This window comes from Collinsella sp. OF02-10 (assembly GCF_003463445.1).
Taxonomy (GTDB): domain Bacteria; phylum Actinomycetota; class Coriobacteriia; order Coriobacteriales; family Coriobacteriaceae; genus Collinsella.
This window is the reverse complement of sequence record NZ_QSCW01000002.1, coordinates 115,346-140,160: the sequence shown is the minus strand read 5'-3', so window position 1 is coordinate 140,160 and position 24,815 is coordinate 115,346. Positions and strand designations below refer to the sequence as shown.

General features: G+C 61.1%; 28 protein-coding genes and 2 pseudogenes. 3 read left to right on the top strand and 27 right to left on the bottom strand.

Features of this window, described 5'->3' with window-relative positions; genetic code table 11:
- Positions 1–212 precede the first annotated feature (212 nt).
- The gene (locus DXA43_RS02245; RefSeq protein ID WP_117806128.1) at positions 213–959 is read right to left on the bottom strand and encodes a DeoR/GlpR family DNA-binding transcription regulator; all 747 of its coding nucleotides are present in this window, start codon (positions 957–959) and stop codon (positions 213–215) included.
- Between the two features lie 3 nt (positions 960–962).
- Positions 963–2,042 (bottom strand): Gfo/Idh/MocA family protein, encoded by a 1,080-nt coding sequence (locus tag DXA43_RS02240; protein ID WP_117647565.1) that lies wholly within the window; start codon positions 2,040–2,042, stop codon positions 963–965.
- A gap of 624 nt (positions 2,043–2,666) precedes the next feature.
- Here DXA43_RS02240 and DXA43_RS02235 point away from each other — a divergent pair.
- Positions 2,667–2,909, top strand: a complete 243-nt coding sequence (locus DXA43_RS02235; RefSeq protein ID WP_117806127.1) for a hypothetical protein — start codon at positions 2,667–2,669, stop codon at positions 2,907–2,909.
- Positions 2,910–3,025: 116 nt separating this feature from the next.
- Here DXA43_RS02235 and DXA43_RS02230 read toward each other — a convergent pair whose 3' ends face one another.
- The 8 genes from DXA43_RS02230 to DXA43_RS02195 form a co-directional block, all read right to left on the bottom strand.
- Entirely contained in the window at positions 3,026–3,910 is an 885-nt protein-coding gene (locus tag DXA43_RS02230; protein WP_199407873.1) for an ROK family protein, read from the bottom strand.
- 79 nt (positions 3,911–3,989) lie between these two features.
- On the bottom strand, positions 3,990–5,114 hold the full coding sequence (locus tag DXA43_RS02225) for a glycoside hydrolase family 172 protein (RefSeq protein ID WP_172676343.1): 1,125 nt from the start codon (positions 5,112–5,114) through the stop codon (positions 3,990–3,992).
- 12 nt (positions 5,115–5,126) lie between these two features.
- Entirely contained in the window at positions 5,127–5,525 is a 399-nt protein-coding gene (locus DXA43_RS02220; protein ID WP_089572475.1) for a PTS sugar transporter subunit IIA, read from the bottom strand.
- Positions 5,526–5,551: 26 nt separating this feature from the next.
- Positions 5,552–6,385, bottom strand: coding sequence for a PTS system mannose/fructose/sorbose family transporter subunit IID (locus tag DXA43_RS02215; RefSeq protein ID WP_089572476.1), 834 nt, complete (start codon positions 6,383–6,385; stop codon positions 5,552–5,554).
- Positions 6,386–6,387: 2 nt separating this feature from the next.
- Positions 6,388–7,173: a PTS sugar transporter subunit IIC gene (locus tag DXA43_RS02210; protein ID WP_089572477.1), complete on the bottom strand. Its 786-nt coding sequence runs from the start codon at positions 7,171–7,173 to the stop codon at positions 6,388–6,390.
- 9 nt (positions 7,174–7,182) lie between these two features.
- The gene (locus DXA43_RS02205) at positions 7,183–7,656 is read right to left on the bottom strand and encodes a PTS sugar transporter subunit IIB (protein WP_089572478.1); all 474 of its coding nucleotides are present in this window, start codon (positions 7,654–7,656) and stop codon (positions 7,183–7,185) included.
- A 123-nt stretch (positions 7,657–7,779) separates the two neighbouring features.
- A complete protein-coding gene (locus DXA43_RS02200) occupies positions 7,780–10,521 on the bottom strand; it encodes a PRD domain-containing protein (RefSeq protein ID WP_117806126.1) in 2,742 nt (913 codons plus the stop codon).
- Positions 10,522–10,748: 227 nt separating this feature from the next.
- Positions 10,749–11,066 carry a 5'-methylthioadenosine/S-adenosylhomocysteine nucleosidase gene (locus DXA43_RS02195; protein WP_233539996.1) on the bottom strand — a complete coding sequence of 106 codons (318 nt, stop codon included), beginning with the start codon at positions 11,064–11,066 and terminating at the stop codon, positions 10,749–10,751.
- Here DXA43_RS02195 and DXA43_RS10425 point away from each other — a divergent pair.
- Positions 11,023–11,130, top strand: a pseudogene (locus DXA43_RS10425) (hypothetical protein); the annotation flags it as partial. The gene DXA43_RS02195 and the pseudogene DXA43_RS10425 sit on opposite strands and share 44 nt — an antisense overlap.
- A gap of 292 nt (positions 11,131–11,422) precedes the next feature.
- Complete coding sequence (locus tag DXA43_RS10420) at positions 11,423–11,524, top strand: IS3 family transposase (RefSeq protein ID WP_231501554.1); 102 nt, start codon at positions 11,423–11,425, stop codon at positions 11,522–11,524.
- 767 nt (positions 11,525–12,291) lie between these two features.
- On the opposite strand, the gene rplX is transcribed toward DXA43_RS10420, so the two are convergent.
- From rplX to DXA43_RS02105, 17 genes and pseudogenes are all read right to left on the bottom strand, one after another.
- Complete coding sequence (gene rplX / locus DXA43_RS02185) at positions 12,292–12,597, bottom strand: 50S ribosomal protein L24 (RefSeq protein WP_006235043.1); 306 nt, start codon at positions 12,595–12,597, stop codon at positions 12,292–12,294.
- Between the two features lie 13 nt (positions 12,598–12,610).
- On the bottom strand, positions 12,611–12,979 hold the full coding sequence (rplN, locus tag DXA43_RS02180) for a 50S ribosomal protein L14 (RefSeq protein ID WP_006235041.1): 369 nt from the start codon (positions 12,977–12,979) through the stop codon (positions 12,611–12,613).
- A 118-nt stretch (positions 12,980–13,097) separates the two neighbouring features.
- On the bottom strand, positions 13,098–13,358 hold the full coding sequence (gene rpsQ / locus DXA43_RS02175) for a 30S ribosomal protein S17 (protein ID WP_006235040.1): 261 nt from the start codon (positions 13,356–13,358) through the stop codon (positions 13,098–13,100).
- Between the two features lie 16 nt (positions 13,359–13,374).
- Positions 13,375–13,590: a 50S ribosomal protein L29 gene (gene rpmC, locus DXA43_RS02170; protein ID WP_006235039.1), complete on the bottom strand. Its 216-nt coding sequence runs from the start codon at positions 13,588–13,590 to the stop codon at positions 13,375–13,377.
- A 107-nt stretch (positions 13,591–13,697) separates the two neighbouring features.
- Positions 13,698–14,093, bottom strand: a pseudogene (rplP, locus tag DXA43_RS02165) (50S ribosomal protein L16); the annotation flags it as partial.
- Complete coding sequence (gene rpsC / locus DXA43_RS02160) at positions 14,093–14,803, bottom strand: 30S ribosomal protein S3 (RefSeq protein ID WP_006235037.1); 711 nt, start codon at positions 14,801–14,803, stop codon at positions 14,093–14,095. The gene rpsC and the pseudogene rplP, both read right to left, overlap by 1 nt.
- Before the next feature lie 6 nt (positions 14,804–14,809).
- Positions 14,810–15,181: a 50S ribosomal protein L22 gene (gene rplV / locus DXA43_RS02155; protein WP_006235036.1), complete on the bottom strand. Its 372-nt coding sequence runs from the start codon at positions 15,179–15,181 to the stop codon at positions 14,810–14,812.
- A 14-nt stretch (positions 15,182–15,195) separates the two neighbouring features.
- Positions 15,196–15,456, bottom strand: coding sequence for a 30S ribosomal protein S19 (gene rpsS, locus DXA43_RS02150; RefSeq protein ID WP_006235035.1), 261 nt, complete (start codon positions 15,454–15,456; stop codon positions 15,196–15,198).
- A 32-nt stretch (positions 15,457–15,488) separates the two neighbouring features.
- On the bottom strand, positions 15,489–16,319 hold the full coding sequence (gene rplB / locus DXA43_RS02145) for a 50S ribosomal protein L2 (RefSeq protein ID WP_055250219.1): 831 nt from the start codon (positions 16,317–16,319) through the stop codon (positions 15,489–15,491).
- Between the two features lie 179 nt (positions 16,320–16,498).
- Complete coding sequence (gene rplW, locus DXA43_RS02140) at positions 16,499–16,786, bottom strand: 50S ribosomal protein L23 (RefSeq protein ID WP_022094197.1); 288 nt, start codon at positions 16,784–16,786, stop codon at positions 16,499–16,501.
- Entirely contained in the window at positions 16,787–17,413 is a 627-nt protein-coding gene (rplD, locus tag DXA43_RS02135) for a 50S ribosomal protein L4 (RefSeq protein ID WP_006235032.1), read from the bottom strand. It abuts the gene before it with no gap.
- A gap of 46 nt (positions 17,414–17,459) precedes the next feature.
- Complete coding sequence (rplC, locus tag DXA43_RS02130) at positions 17,460–18,080, bottom strand: 50S ribosomal protein L3 (RefSeq protein ID WP_035137484.1); 621 nt, start codon at positions 18,078–18,080, stop codon at positions 17,460–17,462.
- A 450-nt stretch (positions 18,081–18,530) separates the two neighbouring features.
- Entirely contained in the window at positions 18,531–19,157 is a 627-nt protein-coding gene (locus tag DXA43_RS02125; RefSeq protein WP_117806125.1) for a histidine phosphatase family protein, read from the bottom strand.
- A gap of 39 nt (positions 19,158–19,196) precedes the next feature.
- On the bottom strand, positions 19,197–20,351 hold the full coding sequence (locus tag DXA43_RS02120; protein ID WP_233504169.1) for a cation diffusion facilitator family transporter: 1,155 nt from the start codon (positions 20,349–20,351) through the stop codon (positions 19,197–19,199).
- A 150-nt stretch (positions 20,352–20,501) separates the two neighbouring features.
- On the bottom strand, positions 20,502–21,716 hold the full coding sequence (locus tag DXA43_RS02115) for a PTS fructose transporter subunit IIB (RefSeq protein WP_147344712.1): 1,215 nt from the start codon (positions 21,714–21,716) through the stop codon (positions 20,502–20,504).
- Between the two features lie 40 nt (positions 21,717–21,756).
- Positions 21,757–23,481: an acetyl-CoA carboxylase, carboxyltransferase subunit beta gene (gene accD / locus DXA43_RS02110; RefSeq protein WP_117806123.1), complete on the bottom strand. Its 1,725-nt coding sequence runs from the start codon at positions 23,479–23,481 to the stop codon at positions 21,757–21,759.
- The gene (locus DXA43_RS02105) at positions 23,468–24,811 is read right to left on the bottom strand and encodes an acetyl/propionyl/methylcrotonyl-CoA carboxylase subunit alpha (protein ID WP_117806122.1); all 1,344 of its coding nucleotides are present in this window, start codon (positions 24,809–24,811) and stop codon (positions 23,468–23,470) included. Before DXA43_RS02105 ends, accD begins: the two co-directional genes overlap by 14 nt.
- Positions 24,812–24,815 lie beyond the last annotated feature (4 nt).

The following is a 24,815-nucleotide window of genomic DNA, read 5'->3' as shown; positions in this document are numbered from 1 at the left end:
AATTCGGAAGTATTTCAATCAGTAACACCTAGCCCACTTTAAGCGGTCCAGTTGTTACAGATTTAGACTAAACCGGTAGACAACGAAAGCGGCAACGCCCGTAATGGACGTTGCCGCTTTTCTATTGAGAAAACTACTCAGTTTTCATTACTAACCACCACAATGGGGACGGGCACCTTCGCGGTGGTTTTGGCCTTAGCCCGTCCCTGCCGTTAGACCGTGACGACGTTGTCCATTGCCCGGTACTTGGCGGGGACCTCGCCTGCGGTAATAATCGTTGCATCGCGGAAGTCCGCGAACTTGACGGGCGCCACCATGCCAAATTTGCTGGCGTCCGAGATTACGAAGCGTTTGGCCGTATGGCGCATCGAGATACGCTTGACCTGCGCTTCCTCGATATCGGGAGTCGTAAAACCCTGCTCGGCGGCAATGCCGTTAGAGCCCCAAAAGCCGCAGTTGAAGTTGTAGCGGTCTAGAGTTGCCAAGGCATCGGGGCCAACGAGCGCCTCGGTCTCGGGTTTGAGCTCGCCGCCCAGCACCACGGTACGCATGCCGCGCAAAGCGAGATGCTGAGCATGGAGCACGGAATCAGTCACATAGGTGACCCCTTCGAGATGCGGAAGATGCTCGATGAGCCTGAGCGTCGTCGAACCCGAATCGATGTACACAAAGCTCTCGGGCTCTACCAGCGCCGCCGCACGGGCGCAGATACGTTCCTTGTCGTCGTTATGGAGATCGCTGCGCTCATTAAGCGTTAGGTCGCGCGTCACGTGCGCGCGCTCAAGGCTCGTCGCCCCACCGTGCACCTTGGCGATACGGTGTGCGCGATTGAGCGTCTGCAGGTCGCGCCGAATGGTAGACGCCGTCACGCCCAGGGCTTCGGCAAGCTCCGGCACGGTAACCGAGCCGGTCTGCTGAACCATCGACACGATCGCGTTGAGCCTATCTTCCGCTAGCATCGCTTACTCCTCCTCGGGGTACACGACTCCCCAGTCGGCGCGTAGCTTGGTCATCAGCTCCATAACATCAGAAGCATAATCCAGCAGCTCACGCTTAGAGTCGTCGCCGGCAACGGCCTTCTCAAGATCGGCCATCTCATAGCAAAGGGCGTAAGCCTCGGTGCCGGCGTGGACCTCCTCGCGGTGGCCGTCCGCAGTCCACACGATGGTCGCGTGATCGGCGCGCGGATACTCGTTGACCTCGATATAGCACTTATCGAAGCTAATAATCGAGCGCTTGGGTTGCTTGGAGTGGAGCGTGAGGCTCACAACACCCAGCTGCTGCTCGGCATTACGGCAGACGATGCCGCCCGCAACGTCAACACCGGTCTCACAGGTGTTGCCCAACGAAACGACCTCAATGGGCTGGCTTGCCATAAAGAGACGCATGACGGACAGGGCATACACGCCAATGTCGAGCATGGCACCGCCAGCAAGGTTGCGGTTGTAGAAGCGATTGGTCAGATCGCCGTACTCCTTGTAGCTACCAAAGTTGAGCTGGGCGAGGTTCATGCGACCAAACTCGCCGGCATCCATGCGACGGCGCAGCTCTTGATACAAGGGCATATGAAGCACCGTGGTGGCGTCCATGAGGACGACGTTGTGCTCGTCGGCGATGGCACGCGCCTCGTCGAGCTCAGCGGAATTGAGGGTAATGGCTTTCTCGCAGAGCACGTGCTTGCCGGCGGCCAGCGCGTCACGCAGATAGGTGATATGCGTGTTGTGCGGCGTGGTGATATAGACGGCGTCGATGCCCGGATCGGCGTAGAGGTCCTCAACCGATTCATAGACCTTCTCGATGCCATACTGCTCAGCAAAAGCCTGAGCCTTGGACAGCGTACGGTTGGCGACGCCCGCAAGCTTGCGGCCGGCAAGAGCGAGAGACTGGGCCATCTGGTTGGCGATAACGCCGCACCCGATCACAGCCCAACGAAGCTCGGGAGCCGTAAAGATATCATCGGGGAATGGCTTGTCCTGGACCGAAGCGAACGCTGCTTTTGCGGCTGCCGCGGAGTCGAGTGGAGCCTGCTTGGAATCTACCATATGTGCCTCCTGTGTCATAGAACGTCTTGCATTTCGGATAGCTCTATATTCGCACAAACACGCGCGTCTGTGCGCGTTTTTGCGTATCTCACCGCTAAACGGTCATTTTTGTCCCGTAAACGGCGCATCTATACGCATATTCACGCAATCCCACGCACGCAAATACGCACAAATGCGAACCGGTCATTGCTCAGAGACAGGGGCTTATGCTTAGAACTCAAAAGACAGGATGATCCGCTTCGCCTTCGCTCATGGCGCGCTGCAGCTCTAAGGACCGTCCCAAACTGCCGACAGAAAAGGAACGTTCCAAACTGCAGACAGAAAAAGAACGTCCCCAGGCGCCGGCATTTCAAGAGCACTCATTTAAGTCTGTCCCCAATGAGTGGGAGTAATCAGAGACCCTTTGCGAGGGAGGCCGGACGTGGCCTTCCTCGTTTTTATTCATGGACTTTAGTCCGTGCCGCGCGGCACGCGCGGCATAGAAAGCCACCCGCTCAGCGGGTGGAGGCCAATTTCCGCTACGCGACAAAAACCTTCCCCCTAGCATGAGGATTGTTCAGGTCATCATACTAGGGGGAAGGTGATTGCTGTGGCCCAGAAAGCCAACAGCCTCGCGTACACGAAATGGCTGTGCAAGTACCGCATCGCACCGAGGTCAAGCTCATCGCCGCCATCGTCGAGAAGCACCCCAAGGTGCGCTTTGCCGCGAGCCGCACCTCGGCCCACGCCGACCTCTACGACCGCATGGAGCAGGCCCTGTGCGAGTGCGTGGCCAACGCGGTGGAGGTCGTCCGCTCCGACATCAGCCCCGCGCTTCTTGTCCACACCGGTCCAAACCTCGTGAGTGTGGCGGTCCAGGGACTCTAGCGGAGGCGGGGCGTCCTGCCCCAAAAACAAATGCAAAAGACGAGCACTTCTTGCCGCTCAATTGGCAAGAAGCGCTCGTCTTTTCTTAACGCGTTGTATGGCGGAGAGAGCGCAAGTTACGCGAGCGCCCTTCTTGCCAGCTCGGCCGCGCCGAGGATTCCTTGGTCGCCGCCGCAGCCCGGGGCGCAGATGTAGCTCTCCATGTCCTTAAGCTCGGCGGTCTGGATGTAGCCACCCAGATATTCGAGGGTCTTCTTGCGGACGATGCCGTAGAGCTGCTCCTGGTGCATCACGCCGCCGCCGAGGACGATGCGGCGAGGCGAGTACATGAGCACGAGGTTCGCGCACATCTGCCCCAGATAATCCCCCTCGAGCGCCCACACCTCATCGTTGTCCGCGAGCTCGGCCGCGGGCTTTCCCCAGCGCGCGGCGATGGCGGGGCCGGAGGCGAGCCCCTCGAGACAGCTCGCGTGGCTCGGGCAGACGCAGCGTCCCTCCTCGGTGGGACGGGTCCTTACCAGCATGTGACCGGCCTCGGGGTGCAGCATGCCGTGAAGGAGTCTGCCCGCGCACATGACGCCCGCGCCCACGCCGGTGCCGATGGTCACGTAGACGGCGTCCTCGAGCCCCTTGCAGCAGCCGAAGACCACTTCGCCGAGGCAGGCAACGTTCACGTCCGTGTCGTAGGCCACCGGAATCCCGAGGGCGTCGGCGAACGCGGCGCGAAGACCATGGCCTCGCCACGCGAGCTTGGGCGTCTGGAGGATGGAGCCGTAGCGCTCGTCGTTGGGGTCGACGCAGGTCGGGCCGAAGGCGCCGATGCCCAACGCGTCCACATCGCGGGCGGTGAACCACTCGATCATCTGCGGAACGGTCTCGGCGGGCGTAAGCGTCGGGGTCTCCATACGGTCGAGGACCTCGCCGTCGCCGGACACCACGGCACAGACCATCTTGGTCCCGCCGGCTTCGAGGGCGCCGAGCCTCATTTGCTTTTCGCTCATGTGATCCTCCTTACAAAGGGACGCCCGCAGTCATGGTCAACCGCGGGCGCCCATAACGTTGGCTTGTTTCGAGGCGACCCTACCTGGGCACGCGGTCCTGCCTTGCGGCAAACGGGGCGAGCACGGCGTGCGGCTCGCTTTGGTACCAGTAGGCGACGGTGGAGATGTCGTCCTCGCGCTCGTAGAGCTTGATGTCGTCGTTGCCGAGGTCCTGGAACGTCACGCGCAGGTCCTCCTTGAACGAGATCGGGTCGGGAAGGTGCCACCTGTAGAGGCCGTGCCTGGGCAGCGCGTCGTCGTTAGTCGCGAGCATCGGATTCGGGTTCGGCTTGCCCGCGCTGAAGCGGTCGCGCGTGGCGTCGCGCGTCGAGCGGTACGGGTAGCCGGCGAACAGCGTGTTGAAGCACTGCGCCTCGGGCAACGCGTGGGGCGGCCTGTCGAGGAAGGCCCAGGCACCGCCGAAGTAGTCCTCGGCTCCCGTCGAGGTGACCGTGGGGAACTCCTCGTCGCCGTCGAGGAAGAACTTCATCTCGCCCTCGCCCCACCAATAGCGCTCCAGGGCGCACAGGGCCATGTAGGTGCCGACGTAGTAGCCCTTGCCGCGCACGCCGTCGAGCACGGTGTAGTCGACGCCCCTGCGGGTGCTGCGCTCGCGGTTAAAGCGGGCGTGGAAGTACATGGCGTCGTCCGGCACGTCGGTGAGCGCGTAGTTGAACGTGTAGAAGATGTACTTAATGAACCCGGGGTGCTCGCTCGTAAGCGTGACCTTGGCGTGCTTCCTGAAGGGCATCTCGAAGTAGCAGTTCATGCCGCCCGTCGGGTTCACGCAGATGGGCATCGAGTTGACGATGGCGCGCTCACCGAAGCCGTTGCAGAAGAAGTCGCCGACAGGGCACTCGACCGAGGGGGTCTCCTCGTCGTCCCAGTAGAAGCGCAGCACGAGGTCACGCATGACGAAGCTGCCGGCGGCGGTCTTGTCGGGGACGGTCATCCAGATGTGGCGGATGATGCCGGGGCCCTCGATGTCCGCGAGCGTGATGGTCTCGCCGGACTCAAGGGGCACGCAGCACGAGCCCTTGCGGCCGACGCCGAGGTGGCTGGCCGACATGGCGGCGCGGCCCTTCTCGCCCGTGATGTTCTCGGGGGTGATGGCGCGGCTTTCCTCACCGCCGTGCATCCACACGTCCTTAAGGAACTCTCTCATCGTCGACCTCCTCTATTCGTCGTCGTCGCACTCGGCGGAACTGGCACCGTTCACGTAGATGATCTGCTGGCGCGCCTCGTTGACGAGGGCGTCGAAGTCGAGTTTCTCGTCGGGGCGCGCGAGCGCGACCGTCATGGCGAGCGGGAGGTTGACACCCGCGATCACGTGGATCCGGTCGGAGGCGAAGCGGGAAAAGCGCTGGTTCACGCTGCCGCCGTACGCGTCGGTGAGGACGACGACCTCGTCAGTGCCCGAAAGAGCCGCCTCGACCGCCGCGTCGAGCCCCTCGCCGTTGTCGTTCACGTAGGCGCACACGGCGTTGACGGCGTCGCCCTTACCCGTAAGGAACTCGAGGGTGTCCTTGAAGCCCTGGGCGAGAAGGGAATGGCTCGCCACAACTATCTTTCTCATTGATTCACCAATCTCTTGGGTCGAAGCTAGGCGAGGATGCCGGCGGCGGAGGCGACCATCGCGAGGACGATCACCACGAGGATGAGGGCCGTCATGCTCGCGTTCTTCTTGGTAAGAAGGTAATACGCGCTTCCCGTGATGGCGGCGGGGATCATGGCAGGCAGGATCTTGTCGAGCAGCGGCTGAATCTCCATCGCGACGTCGCCGAAGCTGAAGCTAATCGGGCAGGTGACGCCGATGACCGAGGCGATGAGGCAGCCGACCACGGTGAGGCCGAGCACGGAGGCGGCGGCAGTGAGGTTGGGAAGCTTCTCGCTGAAGTCGGTGACGAGCTTCACGCCCTGCTTGTAGCCGAACTCGAGGGCGTGCATGCGGACCCAGAAGATGGCCAGGATGAGCGCGAACCAGATGCCGGCTCCCACGGGGTTGCCCTCGATGGCCATGTAGGCGGCGATGGAGCCCATGATGGTCGGGATCATGGTCATGAGCAGGGAGTCGCCGACGCCGGCGAGCGGTCCCATGGTGCCGATCTTCAGGTCTTGGACGGCGTCCGCCGCCGCTAGGCCGTCGCGCTCCTCCATGGCCACGCAGGCGCCAAGGATGATGGCGGCGAGCCAAGGCTGGGTGTTGTAGTAGCGGAAGTGGTTGTTGAGCGCTTGCTTATAGTCCTCGTCGTTCGTGTAGATCTTCCTCAGGACCGGCGAGAGGGCGTAGGCGACTGAGGCGCCCTGCTGGGTCTGGTAGTTGAAGGTGCACACGCTCATGAGCCAGCGCCAGTTCGCGTTGCGCAGGTCCTTCTTGGTGACCTTGTAGCCGGAGGGCTTGCCCTCGGCGACGGCGGTGATGTTCTCGTTTTCCATGGTTACTCATCCTCTCCGATGAAGGCGTCTGCGGAAGCGTGGGCGGCGAGCTCGGTGTCCCTCTCGGCACGCTGGTAGAACGCAATCGCGAGGGCAACGCCGACGATGGCGGCGCCGATGATGGGCACGTTCAGGAAGGCCGAGAGGAAGAAGCCGGCGAGCAGGTACTGGAAGTACTTGGCGGTTGGCATGTAGCGGAGCAGCATGGCGATACCGACGGCCGGGAGCATCTTGCCGGCGAGGGTGAGGCCGGAGAGGAACCACTGGGGCATGACCTCGAGGAGCCAGTTGACGGCGGGCTGGCCGAGCGTCACGGAGACAAAGACGGGCAGGGCGGCGCACAGGCCGAAGAGCGCGGGGCAGACCCACAGGATGGCGTTCATCTGATTGAACTTACCCTCGTTGCAGAACTTCTGGGACTTCTCGACGACAAAGCCGTTGAGGATCTTGGCGACGACGTCGAGCTGGATGCCGAGCATGCCGACCGGCAGGCCGATGGCGAGGCCCGTGTCGGAGCCCAGGGTCACGCCGTAGGCGGTGGCGATGATGGCCATCGTGCCGTAGTCGGGAATGGAGGAGCCGCCGAAGCCCGCGACGCCGAGCTGCATGAGCTGAATGGTGCCGCCGATGACAAGGCCGGTCTTCCAGTCGCCCATGACGACTCCGGTGATGAGGCCCCAGAAAACGGCGTAATTGACGAAGATCATCGGGATGCCGTAGTAGTCCACGTGCTTGATGAAGGCCAGTAGGGTCAAAAGGACGACCTGCAGGATAGTGAAGTTGACCATATTTCCCCCTTAGATGAGGTCTGCGACGGAGACGGGCTTGTCGGCGGGCACGAACTGGGCCGTCACCTTGACGCCACGGGCGATGAGCGCCTTGTAGCTCTGGACGTTCTCGGCGGAGGCGTAGGCGCGCTGGGTGAGCTGGATGCCGTCCTCCTTGACGAGCGAGCCGCCGACGACCAGCGACGGGAGCTCGACGCCCGACTCGACCAGGCGAAGCATCGTCTCGGGCTCCTTGGCGATGACGAAGACCTTCTCGCGGTCGTACTTGCCCGCGGCGAAGTTCTTGAGCGCGGTCTGCTCGGAGATGATCGAAACGGCCATGCCCGCGGGGCGCGCCATCCTCATGGTGGACTTCAGGACCTCGTCGCCGGCGACCTTGTCGTCGATGACCATGACTCGGGTCGCGCCCGACACCGGGGCCCACTGCGTCACGATGATGCCGTGAAGCAGGCGATTGTCGATTCGTGCCATAACAACACTCATGTTTGCTCCTATCAAATGAAGTTTTGCGTTCGGTACTGCCTCGGCGCTATCCGGATTCGCGCCGGGCAAGGGGTTATCGGATTATTGAGGACGCGCGGTCAGCTTGCGGCGGCGCGGGGAAGGTCACTCGTCGAGCAGGAGGTCCGAGGAGCCGAGGCGCTCTTCTCGCGCCGGGGCGGCACTCACGCTTATGTAGTCGAAGACATATGCGATCTCGCTTACGGGAACCTCTACGCGATAGCGCGTCGAGATGCTCGAGAAGCTCTGCCTGAAGGACTCGATGAAATCGGCGCGTTCCTCCTCGAAGCGGTCCTGGCCAACGTAGGTCTCAATGGGGTTTCTGGTAACAAGGCGCTCGACGAGACAGCAGAGGTGAACGTAGAGCCCAATGATGGCGTTGCTGCCGATCTTCTCGCCTGTCCTGCGCTGAAGCTCGTGCACGGCGCTCTCGATCTCATGGAATAGCCGCTCCGGGTCGAGGATGGTGATGGAGCGGATGACGTTCTGCAGCGTCATGTTCGAGAGCAGCTTCTCGTGGAAAGAAGAGAGCTCGGAAGCGTCAAGCCACCTGCCGAACACGGCATCAACCTTAGAGGCGGACGCCGTCGACATGATGTCCTCGAGGGCGACGAAGGGGACGGAGGCGACCCCGGGGTCTCCCGTGCCGATGACGGCACAGACGCGGTGCTCGGAGAAAACGGCGTCGTTCGACCCGTTCGCGACGAGCTGCTTGAAGGGCCTCGTGAGCAGGCGCGCGCCTATGGTGCGCGGGAGGCTCTGCGAGACGAGCTGGCGTATCCTCTCCGCGGCGTCGACCCCGGACTCGGAGCAGAAGACGATGGCGTCCTCACGGTTGACGCGCTCGATCACCTTGCAGTGCGTCACGCACGCGGCGGTCGCATCGCCAAGAACCTCGGCGATGGACTTGCCGCCGAGCAGCCCGACCCCGATCTCGAGCGCAAGACCGGTAGAGACGTTGTTCACCACGCCGATAGTGGAGTCGGTAACGTTCTCGAGGGCCTTATAGGCCTCCTCCAAGGAGCCCATGTCGACGAGGAACACGACCCCGGTGCAGTAGGAATGGCGGTCGACGAGGCGCTGGAGCGGACCGACGATGTCCTTCAGCTGCTGGTCGTAGGGCATGTCAACAGCCTCGTACACATGCATGCCGAGCATACGGTTCGCCGCGTCGGCGATGCTCGTCGCCGTTGAGTAGCCGTGGGACAAGATGACGCAGAGCGTCCGAAGGGCCTTCGCATCGCGAGACTCCGATGCGACGCACAGCGTCAGAAGCGTCTTCGTGAAGTGATCGAGCGAGATTCCCAGCGCCCCTTCCACGTCTGCGGCGACCTGATCGGAGACACTCGAGGCAAACGGCAATTCGGAGGTCACGGCACCGAGGAGATGGGAGATTTGCTCCGCACAGGCAGACTTTCGCTTAGCCAGGCCGATACCCGGCCACAACTGCAGGCAAATCTCCTGGGCCAGTAGAAAAGCGACCTTCCTCGAAAGCTCGATGCCATAAGAAGAGCCTGCGTCGGCAAGGACCGCGCCCACGACGCGCTCGAAGGCGCGCGACCTCGAGGAGGCGACGCCGTGGTCGAAGATCAAGTGATCCTCAACGCCGCGCACAGCGGAGACAGCTTGCGAGACAAGCTCGGAGACAGAGAGCTCTCCGGCGCAGAATCGCTCATCGAGGGAGCACAGGGCATCGAGCGCCTGCTCGACCGGCCCTGTGCTCTCGGCGGCATCCAGAGACGCGTCGATCAGAACGCCATCGTCGGGCTGTTGATCGATCTGCGCGGAGGAGAGGAGCCCGCTGGGAAGAAGATACGGGCGAACGACGACGTAGTCGCCCTCGCGATTGAGGAACGCTTTGGCGCAGCAGTTCGTCACGCAGGCGCGCAAGCCGGCGATGTTATCGGAAAAGTCCGCGTTCACGAGGCAACGGTATGCGCCGCGGCTGATCTTCACATCAGAACCGATTCGGCACCCCTCGCTGCGCAGGAAGCTCAAGATGAGATCCTCGCGCTCCTCGGGGGTCCGCTCCTTGAGTGAGGGGACGCGGGCACAGATGGGCATTTTGCTGTAGGCCGAGGAAACCTTCAGGTCATCGGCGGATAGCGTCGTCGAAAGAACGAGGCGAGCGCGCGGCGCATCCTGGGAGGCATCGAGCCCGAGGGCCGTCGCAAGGCAGTGCTCCATCGCAGAGGGAGAGAGTGCCTCGATGCCGTTGACAAAGACCACACCCCCGCGCGCATTCGCGATCGACTCGTCAAGAAGCCCGTTGAACGAGGCGGCGTCCGGGACCCCGGCGCAGTCGATGCGCACATAGGAGGAGTCGCGGGACAGCAAGCCCTGGTTCTTGCCGTACTCGTACACAAGGCGAGAAAGGAAAGACTTACCGACACCCACGCCGCCGCTCAAGAGGATGGGCAGGCCAAACGGAGGGTACTGAACCGCAGCCTTGCACTGCTCGACAACGGAGCTGAGGCTCATGTCGAAGCCCACGGCACGCGCGAAGTCGCGGTGATCGGCGATTCCCGTCGCCTGGATGAGGTCGGCGAGCGAGGCGTACTCGCTTGCAGAGAGCTTTACCTGAAAACGCTTCTGGAACGCGCGGCGATGAAAATAACGGACAGGCCTGCCCGCCACCTTAACCACAAGACCGGCGCGAACAAGGTCGTTGAGGTACTGGCTCGCCAGGCTCCTGGAGATGATGAGTGTCTCGGCGATGTCGGAGGTGGACAGACGGGCAAGGTCGTCGAGGGAGACGGCAGAGGTGAGGGCCTCGAGATGCTCGAGAATCCTGTCCCTCATGTCGACGGGTTTCTTTGCCAAGCTGTCCTGTGTGGTCTTGTCCATGACTTCTTACCTCCTCGTACAAGGAGTATAAGGGGAGAACAGAGAACGGAAGGGGGCGCGTGGGGGAATCAACAGCTCCGAGGAAAAGTCCACCACTTGAGGGGCAGAAAACAACGGCCATTGAACATTCAGGGCCGACGCTCAACACTTCGGCTCGACACTTCGCTTTGGAAAGGGCCCCGGCGCGCCGGGGTCCCAACATAAAGAAGGGCCCCGGCGCGCAGGGCCTAAAGCTTAACCATGCGCGCGGCGATGCGGGCGCAGTCGCAGGCGGCCTTCTTCTCGAAGGTGTTGTAGTCGACGACCCGGCCCTCGGCGCAGGGCTTGTCGCTGATGGCGCGCACGACGACGAGGGGCACGCCGTTGAGATAGGCGGCCTGCGCGATGGTGCAGCCCTCCATCTCGCAGCACAGGCCGCCGAAGGTCGCGAGGATTCGCTCCTTCTGTTCCGCGGGCGAGACGAACTGGTCGCCGGAGACGACGCGGCCCTTGAGGACCTTAATGTCGGGGGCGACGGCGGCCGCGGCGGCGCACGCCGCCAGCAAGGGCCGGAACGGATCGCGCAAGATCAAGGCGTCGCCCGGGAGGTCGGGCGTTACCGTCAGCCGGCGCCGCGTCTGCCGCATCATGAGGGAGAACGGCCTGGCCGGCGCATACGGCAGGAAGAGGTTCAAGGTGCACCCCGGGGCGGTCAACGAGGCCGACGTGTCGAACGTCGTCGCGCGCGGCTTCGGCGGCAGGGCGCCGTGCACCCATATATGCAGCGACTTGGCCTGCGTGCGCGTCGGGGCGTCGTGGAACTACGTCTGCCTGCTCGTCGACCTCTGCAACGGGGAGATCGTCGGCCACTCCGAAGGACCGAGGAGGGACGCACGAGCGCCGAGCCAAGCTCTTGGATTACGTGCACTGGTACAACAACTTCAGGATCCACTCGACGCTGGGCTACATGTCGCCGGTCGAGTTCAGGGAGGCGGGGCCGTCCCTCCCGGAATCGTCCAAATAAGTGTTGCCAATCCATAGCCGATCCAGCCATCATCAACGCGAAGGCGGACGTCAGGAAAAGCTCGGCTTGAGCTCGGTCGGACGCGGCCTGTGGGGCATCATTCAGGCTCAGGGGGTCTCCTTGTCTTCTTCGGTCGCAACCTGAATGATAGGGACGGCCCCTTCTCTCTTTCCCCTTCGTTTTCGACGCGTCACCCTCTCGGCGGGCTTAAGGCCCGCGCTCGCGGGTGCAGGGGCTACGCCCAAATCCCAAAAACGTAACGACGTGCTCGAAGCGTTTCCGGACGTCAGCGTAATCTCAAATCCCGTTCGTCAACTCATGGGCAAGCCACCTGAGACTACTCATTTCTCCTACTGGCAATGAAAACCTGCGACCTGCAGTTTTGCAAACTGCTTGAAAGCCACCTGCGTTGATTCACTTCCTATTGCAGCTGGCGGCTTGCACGCGAAAAGGCATTTAAGTTTCAAAACGGGCGTTTTCGGCGCTATCGAGCCTCCAAAGGCATCCCGCCGCGCCCTTTGGGACAAAAACAAAAACTCAAAGCCCTGAGTTCGAAAATAGTTTTTGGAGTTGTCCCGACTTTTGTCCCCGAAGCCGACGAAACGCGACAGGGTGTCACCTGGCAGCACTCGATTCGAGACGGCACCGAAAACTGGATGCAACCGGAATGACGGGACGGCAGAACCGAAGCCATCGAGTAGGGATAGAAAAAGGCCCGGGTGCCGTGGCATCCGGGCCTTTGCTAGCAACTTGATGTTGCGGGCAGCTTAGAACTTGTGACCGCACTTCTTGCAGACGCGCAGCTTGTTCTTGCCGTCCTTCTCGTGACCGACGCGGGTAACCTTACCGCACTCGGGGCAAACGAGATTGACGTTGGAGGCGTCGATGGGAGCCTCCTGCGAAACGATACCGCCCTGCTGGTTGGCAGCGTTGGGCTTGACGGCCTTCTTGACGACCGAAACGCCCTCGACAACGACCTTGTTCTCGGCGGGGAGAGCACGCAGGACAACGCCCTGCTTGCCGCGATCCTTACCAGAGAGAACCTGGACCTTATCGCCCTTCTTGATATACATATATCTCCCCTAACTACAGGGTCTCGGGAGCGAGCGAGACGATCTTCATGTACTTCTTGTCACGAAGCTCGCGAGCGACGGGCCCGAAGATACGGGTGCCGACGGGCGAACCATCGTTGTTGATGACAACGCAGGCGTTCTCATCAAAGCGAATGTAGGAGCCATCCTTGCGGCGGATCTCCTTAACGGTGCGAACGACGACGCAACGGACAACGTCCTTCTTCTTGACGTTGGCGCCAGGGGTAGCCTCCTGGACAGCACCGATGAACACATCGCCGATGCCTGCATAACGACGCTTGGAACCGCCAAGCACCTTGATGCAGCGAATCTTGCGAGCGCCGGAGTTGTCGGCGACGTTCAGCATGGTTTGCATCTGAATCATGGTAGATGTTCCTCCGAACTAAGAACCGAAGAGAGGTGCGCAGCCTTTATACGGCCCGTGGTATGCAAGCCAGGCATACGCACATCTTCGGAAACGTACAAGTCGTAAGAGCGACTGCTTATTTAGCGCGCTCGACGACCTCGATGAGGCGCCAACGCTTCATCTTGGACATAGGACGGGTCTCCATAACGCGGACGGTGTCGCCCACGCCAGCCGTGCACTCCTCGTCGTGAGCGTGCAGCTTCTTGGAGCTGGTCATCATCTTGCCGTACTTGGGGTGACGCTTGCGCTCGGTGATGGTGACAACAATGGTCTTGGCACCGGAGACGGAGGTAACGACACCCGTACGGACCTTACGCGAGTTACGCGAATCAGTCATGTTCTCTCCTTAGGTCCTACTCGGCGACAGCGGACTTCTCCGCTGCGATCTCGCGGGCGCGCTGCTCCGTGAGGACGCGAGCGATGTCCTTCTTCACGGTGTTGACGCGAGCGGTGTTGTCCAGCTGGCTGGTGGCCATCTGGAAACGAAGGTTAAAGAGCTCGGCGCGCATTTCCTTCAGCTTCTCAACGAGCTGAGCGTCCGAGAGCTCACGAATCTCTGCGGGCTTCATTAGTTCTCCTCCTTGGCGGCGGCGGCGTCCTCAGCAGCCCACTTGGCCTCGAGAGCGGCCTCCTCAGCCATCTCCTTCTCGATGCGCTGCTCAGCGTTCTTAGCAGCAACAATCTTGGTCTTGATGGGAAGCTTGTGCTGTGCAAGACGCAGAGCCTCGCGAGCGACCTCCTCGGGAACACCCTTGACCTCGAACATGATGCGGCCGGGCTTGACGACGGCCACCCACTCCTCGGGGTTACCCTTACCAGAACCCATGCGAGTCTCGGCAGGCTTCTTGGTGATGGGCTTATCGGGGAAGATCGTGATGTAGACACGACCGCCACGCTTCATGTAGCGGGTCATGGCAATACGAGCGGCCTCGATCTGACGGTTGGTGATCCAATGGGCCTCGAGAGCCTGGATACCAAACTCGCCGAAATGCAGCTCGGTATTACCCTTGGCCTGGCCCTTCATGGAGCCACGCTGCACCTTGCGGTGAAGAATACGCTTAGGGGCAAGCACTACTGACCCCTCCTCTCGGAGTTACGACGACGAGGACGGGAAGAGCCCTCGAGTGCAGGGTTGGGAACGGGCTGGCCCGGGAGCTTCTCGCCCAGGTAGATCCAGACCTTCACGCCGCAAGCGCCCATGGTGGTGCTGGCGACAGCCGTGCCATAGTCGATCTTGGCGCGGAGGGTGTGCAGAGGCACGCGACCCTCACGGTACCACTCACGACGGCCCATCTCGGCGCCGCCGAGACGACCGGAGCACTGGATACGGATGCCCTTAGCGCCGGCCTTGCGGGCGGACTGGACAGCCTTGCGCATAGCGCGACGGAAGGCAACGCGGCCCTCGAGCTGCTCGGCGATGGACTGAGCAACGAGGTTGGCGTCGAGCTCGGGGCGCTTGATCTCGACAACGTCGACGGAGAGCTGACCCTTGGAGACGCCAGCAACCTTCTCGAGCTCGGTGCGGAGGGTATCGATCTCGGCACCCTTCTTACCGATGACAACGCCGGGGCGAGCGGTGAGGATGATGACCTTCACCTTGTCGCCAGCGCGCTCGATCTCGACGCGGGAGACAGCTGCGCGGGAAAGACGCTTCTCGAGGTACTTGCGGATCTCGAGATCGTTACCGAGGGTCTTAGCGTAATCCTTCTCTGCGAACCAGCGGGAGCGCCAGTTCTCGGTGATGCCAAGACGGAAGCCGGTGGGGTAGACTTTCTGACCCATACAGCTTTACGCCTCCTTTCGAGGAGCAACGACGACGGTGATGTGGGAAGTACGCTTCAGAATGCGAGAAGCGGAACCCTTGGCGCGGGGACGGATGCGCTTAAGCGTCGGACCCTCGTCAACATAGGCAGCGGCGACAACCAGGTTGTCGGCACGCAGACCGTTGTTGTTCTCGGCGTTCGCAACGGCGGAACGGAGAACCTTCTCGACATCCACGGCGACGGCGCGGTCGCAGAAGTGGAGGATGTCGAAGGCCTGAGCGACAGGCTTGCGGCGGATCAGATCGACCACCAGGCGGGCCTTGCTGGGGGAAACACGCACGTACTTAGCGACGGCGCGAACCTCGGTGGCCTCAGTTTCAATAGACTTAGTTGCCATTTACGGTTAACCCCCTATTTGGCCTTGTGGCCACGGAACGTACGAGTCGGCGCGAACTCGCCGAGCTTGTGACCAACCATGGACTCGGTAACATACACGGGCACATGCTTGCGGCCGTCGTGGACGGCGATGGTGTGACCAACCATCTCGGGGAAGATGGTGGACGCGCGGGACCAGGTCTTCACGACGTCCTTCTTGCCAGCCTCGTTCATCGCGGTGATACGCGAGAGAAGGCGAGTCTCCACGAACGGGCCCTTTTTGAGACTTCTGCTCATAAGTGCTTTCTCCTAAAACTCGGTATCCGAAATTACTTCTTACGGCGACGAATGATGTGCTGGTTCGAGACCTTCTTCTTCTTGCGCGTACGAAGGCCCTTCGTCGGCTTACCCCAGGGGGTAACAGAGGGACGACCAGAGGTGTGGTTCTTGCCCTCGCCACCGCCGTGCGGGTGGTCGACAGGGTTCATGACGGTACCGCGGACGGTCGGGCGCACGTTCATGTGACGCTTACGGCCGGCCTTGCCGATGACGATGTTGGCGTGATCGGCGTTGCCGACCTCACCGACGGTGGCGCGGCAGGTAACGAGGATGCGGCGCATCTCGGAGGAAGGCATACGGACGATAGCGTACTTGCCCTCCTTACCCATCAGCTGGCAGGAGTTACCGGCGGAACGGGCGATAGCAGCGCCCTTGCCCGGCTGGAACTCGACGGCGTGGATGAGCGTACCGACGGGGATGTCGGCGAGGGGCAGAGCGTTGCCCGGCTTGATGTCGGCGTCAGAACCGGACATGATGGTCTGACCGACCTCGAGGCCCTTGGGGGCCAGGATGTAGCGCTTCTCACCGTCAGCGTAGTGCAGCAGAGCGATGCGAGCGGAACGGTTCGGATCGTACTCGATCGTGGCAACCTTGGCGGGCACGCCGTCCTTGTTGCGCTTGAAGTCGATCACGCGGTAACGACGCTTCACGCCGCCGCCCTGGTGGCGGGTGGTGATGCGGCCGTTGTTGTTACGACCGGCCTTCTTGGGCAGGGGCTCGAGAAGAGACTTCTCGGGCTTGGTGCAGGTGATCTCGGAGAAATCGGAGATCGTCTGCCAACGCCTACCAGCGGAGGTCGGCTTAAGGTGCTTTACAGCCATTACAATCCCTTTCAATAGGAATCCGTTAGCCATCGCAGACAGGGATTCGAGGTTCTGCCTCGGGTGCGATGACACCGGACGTATACACGGTTCCGGGCGTGTCCATTTTATACGCCCAAAACCTTGAGCTCTCGCCTCCCCTATTTGGGAGGCATGAGCTCACTCAACAACAGCGAGTCTTAGGCCTGGTTGCCAAAGACCTCGATGGTGTCGCCCTCGGCCAGCGTGACGATGGCCTTCTTCCAAGAACGGGTCTTGCCGGCGACATAGCGCACGCGCTTGGTCTTGGGCTTGACCGTCAGGGTGTTCACGCGAACGACCTTGACGCCGAAGATCTCCTCGACAGCGTCCTTGATCTGATACTTGTTAGCATCCTTGGCGACCTCGAACGTGTACTTGTTCAGCTCCATACCGGAGAAGGAACGCTCGGACACGATCGGACGGATGATGATCTCGTGGGCGGTCATTTATGCAAGCACCTCCCCGAAGTGAGCGGCGATGTCGGCGGGCATCAGCACGGCGTTGTTGTTGACGAGATCGTAGGTGTTGGCCTCGTCGGCAGTGATGATGAACGTCTTGGGAATGTTGCGGAACGACAGGTAGGCGTTGACGTCCTCATCGCGAACGATGATGGTCAGACGCTTGCCCTCAAGGCCGAGAGCCTTGAGCATGGCGACGGCAGCCTTGGTGGAAGGCTTCTCGAAGCCGTAGTCGTCGACGAGCACGAGCTCGCCATCGGCCAGCTTGGCGGACAGCGCGGAGCGCATAGCCAGCTTGACCTCCTTGTTGTTCATACGCTTAGCGTAAGAACGGGGCTTGGGGGCGAAGACGACGCCACCGTGACGCCACTGGGCAGCACGGATGGAACCCTGGCGGGCACGGCCGGTGCCCTTCTGACGCCAAGGCTTCTTGCCGCCACCGGAAACCTCAGAGCGACCCTTAGCAGACTGGGTGCCCTGACGCCAAGAGGCCATCTGGCACTTGACGATGTGGTGCATAACGTGGATGTTCGGCTCGATGCCGTACACCTCAGCGGCGAGCTCGGCCTCGGCGACCTTCTTGCCCTCGCTGTTCTTTACTTCAAACTTTGCCATTTAAGTGTTCTCCTTGGTATGACGCTGGGCTAAATGGGCTGGGCCCTTAGGCCATACGGATGGCGACGAGACCATTCTTGGCACCCGGGACAGCGCCCTTGACCAAGATGAGGTTCTGCTCGGCATCGATGCGGACAACGGAAAGGTTCTTGACGGTAACGCGCTCGTTACCCATGTGACCGGCCATCTTGACGCCCTTGAGGACGCGCGCAGGATAGGCGCACTGACCGATAGAACCGGGGTGACGCTGGAAGTGAGAACCATGCGTCATAGGACCGCGGCGCTGACCCCAGCGCTTGATGCGACCCTGGAAGCCCTTACCCTTGGAGGTACCGATGACGTCGACCTTCTCGACATCAGCGAAATCAGCGACGGTGACGACCTCGCCGACCTTGTGCTCCTCGCCGTTCTCGACGCGGACCTCACGAAGGAAGCGGACAGGCTCGACGCCAGCCTTGGCGAAGTGACCAGCCATGGGCTTGTTCACGTTCTTGGCCTTGATGTCGCCGAAACCGATCTGGACGGCGTCATAGCCGTCGGTTGCCTGAGTTTTAACCTGCGAGACAGCGCAGGGGCCAGCCTGGATGACCGTGACGGGAACGACGTTATCGTCCTCGTCCCAAACCTGGGTCATGCCAATCTTGCGGCCGAGAATCATGCTGATCAAGATATGATCCCAACTCTCGCGTGGTCTTGGGACAATGCGTACACCACCGAGCGTACGCCCCTAGAGGACCACTACTTACACGATGTGCTCCCCAGTCTTGTATTGCGCCCGGACTACCTGACAACCCTATTAAGCAGGCATTTTGTCCAGCCAGAATACTCCCCTGGTTTCACACAGCTGTTTAGTATACACGGCTGCGGGCGTATCCATCGAGATTCATATTTCACTCACATTGTTTACGCAGGTAAAGTGCGTGGATGGCTCCTGGGCACGTCGGAGGGCCGGAGAAATATATTAAGGTCCCTGCTCTACAGTCCTGCGCAAGACGGAGAGCACATTAAGTGCTCTCCTTTGCGTGCGGAACTCGCGATGACCTTAATATATTTCTCCGGCCCTCCGCCGTGCTCGGGAGACGACACGTTGATGTCTGCTTAACTCTGCTCGCTCAGGCTAATGACTTTGTTGGGGGTCCACTATTTGCTGGAGGGTGAACTTGCATTGCATTGGCTCGCCCTCTACTTGTGGCTCCGCCTCATCAAAATCGAAAATCATAATGGCGCAGTTGGGGAGTTTTGTTGGGAGCTCGAAGCCCTCTGGGGCTGCAGCCTTGATGAATTGGCGGCTGGCACTGCCGTGGCTTACTGCTAGGAGGGTTTCGATGCCCTCGGCGCCCATGAGATTGGTGAGGGCGCCCACCATGCGCTCCTGCAGGGCATGGCTTCCTTCTCCGCCAAATGGGATCAGGTCCTCGCCGGGGTCCCAGACGTCGGTGGGAAGGGCATCGTGGGGGCCTTCTTCGAAGGTGCCGTAGCTGCGCTCGATGATGCCTTCGCAGGGCTCGACTGCTGCATCCGGGCCGAGGAGTTCGGTTGCGACGAGACTTGCCGTGTCCATGGCTCGGCCTAAGGGCGAAGAGACCACTTTGTCGGGAACGACGTTGTGGGCCTTGAGCCATGCGGCTGCCATTCCCGCTTGTTTGCGGCCCAGGTCGGTCAACGGTGAATCGCAGCGGCCCTGGACCAGCTTTTTGACGTTGAACTCCGTCTGACCGTGGCGGAGTAGGTATAGGCGCTTCATGCTCTCCCCTTCTGCATCAGTTGCTTTATCGGCTCGGCCCTACTCGTGGGTATGGCCGACATAGTCTTCGTCGATCGTGATCTTGGCAATCGACTTGGGATATTCGGATTCGACATGTTTCGCCAACGCGCGCTTTAGGTCCTCGGCGTTCATCGTCAAATCCGAGGGCCGCGCGCAGTCAAAGATCACGTTGGTATGCGTGGGGCCCGGAACACAGCGTAGGTCGTGGATCGAGAGGCGGCTATCGACCTCTTGAGCCATAGCGTTGATGCGCAGACGCATACTCGCCACCTTTGGATCGTCGGTCACGATGGGGTCGTAATGGAGCGTGACGATCATACCGTCTTCGTTCCTAAACGACTGCTCGATGTTATCGAGCGTGTCGTGACTTTCCAGCGGGCTGGCCTCGGCCGCCATCTCGGCGTGCGCACTTGCAAACTTCCTGCCCGGACCGTAATCGTGAACCATAAGGTCGTGGACGCCCAAAACGCCGGGGTAGCTCATGATTTTGTCTCGAATGTGCTTGACCAGCTTGGGATCGGGCGCCTGGCCCAAAAGCGGGCTCACCGTATCCTGGATGAGCTCAAAACCGCTCCAGCCGATATAGGCGCCAACGGCAAGGCCGACCCATGCATCTAGATTGATATGCGTCACCTGCGAAACAATCGCGCACGCCAACACGGCGCCCGTGGCTAGAACATCGTTCTTGGAATCCTGCGCGGTCGCATGCAGCGTCTCGGACTCAATGCGATCGCCGAGTTTTTGGTTGAGGGCCGCCATCCAAAGCTTTACGACCATCGAAAGCGCAAGGACTGCCACCAGGGCAAGCGAGAACTCGACAGGTTCGGGGTGGATGACGCGCTCAACCGAGGACTTGATAAGCTCAAGGCCGATCAGCAGCACGAGCGCCGCCACGACCAGACCCGAGAGATACTCGTAGCGGCCATGGCCGTAAGGATGCTCGGGGTCTGCCGGCTTGCCCGCCAGCTTAAAGCCAAGCACGCTCACGATGTTCGAGCTGGCATCGGACAGGTTGTTCATAGCGTCCGCCACGATTGAAACCGATCCCGACAGCACGCCAATTGCACCCTTCGCAGCGCATAGTGCCACATTGGCGAGAATACACACCATGCCCGTCAACGTTCCCACGCGTGCACGGTCGCCCTGCGCACGACGAACAATCCACTCGACCATCTGCATCCGCCCCCACGGTACTACCTATATATCTATTGCTCAAACGGATTGTAGTGTAGCCACTTTGTCCTCCAGATACAAAAAGGCCGCAGCCCACACGGGCCGCAGCCTTGGAATATGACAAAGGAATCGTCCTTTTGTCGCACAGATTTATGCGCTTGCTTCAGCAGCGCTCGCCACTGTTTCGGGCGAATCAGCTGCGTCTTCTGCCGCCTGCATCTTTGTCGGCACCACGCCAAAACAGCAGCTCAGCGCCTCAGACACCGCAAATGCTGCGCCGCCGGCAGCGCAGCACCACAGCAGATTCGAGATGCCGCCCGTGGCAAAGCCAATGACCATAAGAACATTCGTCATACCGATGGTATAAGCCGTAACGTGGCCTACGGCCGCAACAAGGCCTCCGACGGCGCCGCCAACGGCCATGCACGTCAGACACCTGCCATATTTAAAGCCGCATCCGTACAGCGCTGGCTCGCTTACGCCGCCAAGAATACCCGAGATTGAATAGCCCAGCATGAGCGCCTTCTCGTCCTTATCCGCAACGCGGAGCGACGCGCCAAAGGGCATACCCCAAACGGCGAACGTTGCCATCGTCGCGGCGATCAGGATGCACGAATCCGTTCCCACACTCATAAACTGCGCATAGGCGAGCGATAGGACAACGTTGCTGACACCCGCGATCTTAAGAAACTCCCAGCCCGCGGCAAGCCCCATGAGCGTGAGCAGCGACACGATGCCACCGGAATTGCCAAGCATAAACATAAGCTGTCCCAACAGCATGCCCAGATAGCTGCCTGCCGGCGCCGTAACACACAGCGACACCGGAACCATGACAAGCATGGTTGCAAACGGTACAAAAGAAAACGCCACAGCCTGAGGGATAGTGCGCTTAAAGAAACGCTCCACCTGCCATAGCACGGGCACCGAGATGAGAACCGGAATAACAGTCGTCGTGTAATCGTTGACCGGCGCGGGAAGTAGACCATACACGAAAGTCATCGATGCCCCCGTCGTCGATGCGGCATCAACGAGCTTAAGCAGATCGGGCACAATCAATACGCCGCTCAGCATCATGCCCAGCTGCTCCGAGCAACCGAGCTGGCGGGCAGCGGCCCAACCAAGATAGATGGGCAAAAAGTAATAGCCAGCGTTATACAGCCAGCTGTAAAACAGGCGATAGATTTCGGAATCGGCAGGCCATAGACCAAGCATGCCTTCGCCCATAATGACGGCAACGGTGCGGAACAGCGCCGCGCAGACAATAAACGGCAACGCCGACATCATGCTTTTGGACAGATAGTCCACCACGGCCATGGCGTTTGATGAAACCGTCGTTGTAAACGAGGTGTTAGAAACTTGTGACATGGAACGCCTTTCCCAATGTGACATGCGGACTGTCCCTTTGTCACATCGTGCGGTACTGACCGATTGCGCGGTACTTTTCGTAGCGGAGGTTTGTGAGGGTCGCGTCGTCGAGCTGCCCAAGCGTATCGAAGGCATCAAATGCCGAGGACATGACGACACCGGCGATCTCCTCATGCGACAGGCCCCTATCGTCAACAATGCCGTCGATGATGCCGAGCGCCAACAGATCGGGGGCCGTGAGCTTAAGCGCCTCAGCGGCCTCATTCGCGCGCTCGGTATCCTTCCACAGGATCGACGCACAGGCCTCGGGGCTCACGACCGAATAGGCCGAGCTCGAGAGCATCAGGATGCGGTCGGCCACGGACAGCGCCAGCGCGCCACCAGAGCCGCCCTCGCCTGTCACCACCGAGACAATCGGCGTCTTAAGGCCGCTCATCTCCATGAGATTCTGGGCAATCGCCTCGCCCTGGCCGCGTTCCTCGGCACCGATGCCGCAAAACGCGCCCGAAGTATCGACCAGGCACAGAACCGGTCGACCAAACTTTTCGGCCTGGCGCATAAGGCGACGCGCTTTGCGGTAGCCCTCGGGATGTGCCATACCAAAGTTGCGACGCATGCGCTCTTTGGTCGTGGTGCCGCGTTCGATGGCGATGACCGTTACGGGGCATCCGTCTTTCCAGCCAATGCCAGCCACCACAGCAGCGTCGTCGCCAAAGTAGCGGTCGCCGTGCAGCTCCACAAATCCATCCAGGCCCAGCGAGATCATCTCGCCTGCCGTGGCGCGATCTGCCGAGCGGGTCTGCTTAACAATCTCGAGCGCGGTTTTTGGTGCGGCCGAGCGCTTGAACAAGTGTCCCAACTTTTTGCCGCGGCGACCCGTATGCACGATCTCATGCGGTGCCCCCAGGCCGGGCGCGTGCCCTTCGTGCAGCGCCAACAGCTCGCCTACCGTGAGCGCAATCTCGCCACGCGGAACAACGGCATCGCAAAAGCCGTGCTCCAGCAAAAACTCGGAGCGCTGGAATCCCTTGGGCAGGCGCTTGTGCATGTTCTGCTCGATCACGCGCGGGCCGGCAAATGCCGTCAGGGCATCCGGCTCTGCCAGGATAATGTCGCCCTCCATGGCAAAGCTCGCGGTTACGCCTCCGGTCGTGGGGTCGGTGAGCACCGTGATATACAGGCCGCCCACCTCGCTGTGGCGCCTAACTGCCGCAGAAATCTTGGCCATCTGCATAAGCGATGTCACGCCCTCTTGCATGCGCGCACCGCCCGAAACGGTAAAGCCGACAACTGGCAATCCCAGCTCGGTCGCATGCTCAAATGTGCGACAGATCTTCTCGCCCACCACGGAACCCATCGAGCCCATCATAAAGTTGGCATCCATAAAGAAGAGAGCTGTATCGCAACCGCAGATTTTGCCCCTGCCGCACACAACGGCATCGCGCTCGCCCGAACGCTCGCTCACGCTCTTGAGTTTGTCGGCATAACCGGGAAACGAGAGGAAGTCCTCCGACGCCAGATTAGCATCCCATTCCTCAAACGTGCCCTCGTCGACCGTCATGCGCATACGGTCGCGCCCGCTCACGCGAAAGTGCTTGCCGCAACGAGGGCAGACCTCGAGGTTGTCGTGCAGGCGCGCCTCATCGATCACACGGCGGCACTCCGGGCACTTGATAAACACGTGGCGCGCGGGAAACTCGGCGCACGACTCGGTCATCGGCCCCTCGAGGACGTTGACCGTCTTCGCTTTTCTATTCATCAGCATAGAGATGCCCCATCAGATCGGTGTGATACATGCCCGACAAGAACTCGTCGTTTGCCAGCACGTCGAGCTGAAGCTCGCTGTTTTCGCTCACGCCCTCGATCACGAGCTCGCCCAGGGCCGAGCGCATCTTGCGAATGGCGCCGTCACGCGTGGGCGCACACACGATGAGCTTGCCGAGCATGGAGTCGTAGTACGGCGGAACGTTCGCACCGGTAAACATGGCGGAATCCCAGCGCACGCGCGGACCACCCGGCACACGCAATGCGGTGACCGTTCCGCATGACGGCAGAAAGTCCGGCGTTTCGGCATTGATGCGGCACTCCATGGCGTGGTTGCGGACCGGTACGTCCTCCTGCTCAAAGGGCAGAGGCTGGCCGGCAGCCACGCGCAGCTGCCACTTAACCAGGTCGGTATCGGTCACAAACTCCGTAACCGGATGCTCCACCTGCAAGCGCGTGTTCATTTCCATAAAGTAGAAATTGCCGTCATCTGAGTACAAAAACTCGATGGTGCCGGCGCCCTCATAGCCAACGGCACGAGCCAGGTCGCGCGCGGCCTTGTGCATGCGCGCGCGAATGTCGTCGTGTCCGTCGAGGCACGGCGCGGGGCTCTCCTCGATCAGCTTTTGGTTGCGACGCTGTACCGAGCACTCGCGCTCGCCGAGCGAAAACACATGGCCCTGCTTATCGGCCATAATCTGCACCTCGACATGGTGCGCCGGCGCGACGAACTTCTCCATGTAGCACTCACCGTCGCCAAAAACGGCCTCGCCCTCGGCACGCGCTTCGATAAACGCTTTTGCCGCATCTTCCACGCGCTCGACCTTGCGAATGCCGCGACCGCCGCCACCCGCACGCGCCTTGATGAGCACGGGGCAGCCGATGCGCTCGGCCTCGGCCGTCGCCTCCTCGGGGCTTTTGAGCAAATCGCAGCCCGGTACGATGGGCACGCCCGCCGCGGCAGCCGTTCGACGCGCGGCGTCCTTGTCGCCCATGCTGTCGATCACCTCGGCCGAAGGACCGACAAACGTCAGGCCATACTTGTCGCAGTCGCGCACGAAGCTCGCCTTCTCGGAGAAAAAGCCATACCCGGGATGAATTGCCTTGGCGCCCGACTTTACGGCACAGGTGAGCACGGCATCGTCGTTGAGGTAGCTCTCGGCAAGACGCGGGCCGCCGATGCAATACGCCTCGTCGGCAAGCTGCACGTGTAGCGCGTCCGCATCGGCCGTGGAATAAACGGCGACGGTCTTGATGCCCATATCGCGGCACGCGCGGATAACACGGACCGCGACTTCGCCTCGATTGGCGATGAGCACTTTGTCGAACATGAAG

Excerpts from the sequence above, each read along its gene's own strand:
- DXA43_RS02220 (WP_089572475.1), bottom strand. The coding sequence starts at position 5,525 with ATGAGAAAGATAGTTGTGGCGAGCCATTCCCTTCTCGCCCAGGGCTTC.
- DXA43_RS02245 (WP_117806128.1), bottom strand. The coding sequence starts at position 959 with ATGCTAGCGGAAGATAGGCTCAACGCGATCGTGTCGATGGTTCAGCAG.
- rplX (WP_006235043.1), bottom strand. The coding sequence starts at position 12,597 with ATGTATATCAAGAAGGGCGATAAGGTCCAGGTTCTCTCTGGTAAGGAT.
- rplV (WP_006235036.1), bottom strand. The coding sequence starts at position 15,181 with ATGGCAACTAAGTCTATTGAAACTGAGGCCACCGAGGTTCGCGCCGTC.
- DXA43_RS02230 (WP_199407873.1), bottom strand. The coding sequence starts at position 3,910 with ATGAGCGAAAAGCAAATGAGGCTCGGCGCCCTCGAAGCCGGCGGGACC.
- rpsC (WP_006235037.1), bottom strand. The coding sequence starts at position 14,803 with ATGGGTCAGAAAGTCTACCCCACCGGCTTCCGTCTTGGCATCACCGAG.
- rpsQ (WP_006235040.1), bottom strand. The coding sequence starts at position 13,358 with ATGACTGATTCGCGTAACTCGCGTAAGGTCCGTACGGGTGTCGTTACC.
- DXA43_RS02225 (WP_172676343.1), bottom strand. The coding sequence starts at position 5,114 with ATGAGAGAGTTCCTTAAGGACGTGTGGATGCACGGCGGTGAGGAAAGC.
- rplD (WP_006235032.1), bottom strand. The coding sequence starts at position 17,413 with ATGGCAAAGTTTGAAGTAAAGAACAGCGAGGGCAAGAAGGTCGCCGAG.
- rplN (WP_006235041.1), bottom strand. The coding sequence starts at position 12,979 with ATGATTCAGATGCAAACCATGCTGAACGTCGCCGACAACTCCGGCGCT.
- DXA43_RS02200 (WP_117806126.1), bottom strand. The coding sequence starts at position 10,521 with ATGGACAAGACCACACAGGACAGCTTGGCAAAGAAACCCGTCGACATG.
- DXA43_RS02105 (WP_117806122.1), bottom strand. The coding sequence starts at position 24,811 with ATGTTCGACAAAGTGCTCATCGCCAATCGAGGCGAAGTCGCGGTCCGT.
- DXA43_RS02115 (WP_147344712.1), bottom strand. The coding sequence starts at position 21,716 with ATGTCACAAGTTTCTAACACCTCGTTTACAACGACGGTTTCATCAAAC.
- DXA43_RS02235 (WP_117806127.1), top strand. The coding sequence starts at position 2,667 with ATGGCTGTGCAAGTACCGCATCGCACCGAGGTCAAGCTCATCGCCGCC.
- accD (WP_117806123.1), bottom strand. The coding sequence starts at position 23,481 with ATGCTGATGAATAGAAAAGCGAAGACGGTCAACGTCCTCGAGGGGCCG.
- rplB (WP_055250219.1), bottom strand. The coding sequence starts at position 16,319 with ATGGCTGTAAAGCACCTTAAGCCGACCTCCGCTGGTAGGCGTTGGCAG.
- DXA43_RS02215 (WP_089572476.1), bottom strand. The coding sequence starts at position 6,385 with ATGGAAAACGAGAACATCACCGCCGTCGCCGAGGGCAAGCCCTCCGGC.
- DXA43_RS02210 (WP_089572477.1), bottom strand. The coding sequence starts at position 7,173 with ATGGTCAACTTCACTATCCTGCAGGTCGTCCTTTTGACCCTACTGGCC.
- rpsS (WP_006235035.1), bottom strand. The coding sequence starts at position 15,456 with ATGAGCAGAAGTCTCAAAAAGGGCCCGTTCGTGGAGACTCGCCTTCTC.
- DXA43_RS02120 (WP_233504169.1), bottom strand. The coding sequence starts at position 20,351 with ATGGTCGAGTGGATTGTTCGTCGTGCGCAGGGCGACCGTGCACGCGTG.
- DXA43_RS02125 (WP_117806125.1), bottom strand. The coding sequence starts at position 19,157 with ATGAAGCGCCTATACCTACTCCGCCACGGTCAGACGGAGTTCAACGTC.
- DXA43_RS02240 (WP_117647565.1), bottom strand. The coding sequence starts at position 2,042 with ATGGTAGATTCCAAGCAGGCTCCACTCGACTCCGCGGCAGCCGCAAAA.
- rplW (WP_022094197.1), bottom strand. The coding sequence starts at position 16,786 with ATGACCGCCCACGAGATCATCATCCGTCCGATCGTGTCCGAGCGTTCC.
- rpmC (WP_006235039.1), bottom strand. The coding sequence starts at position 13,590 with ATGAAGCCCGCAGAGATTCGTGAGCTCTCGGACGCTCAGCTCGTTGAG.
- DXA43_RS02205 (WP_089572478.1), bottom strand. The coding sequence starts at position 7,656 with ATGAGTGTTGTTATGGCACGAATCGACAATCGCCTGCTTCACGGCATC.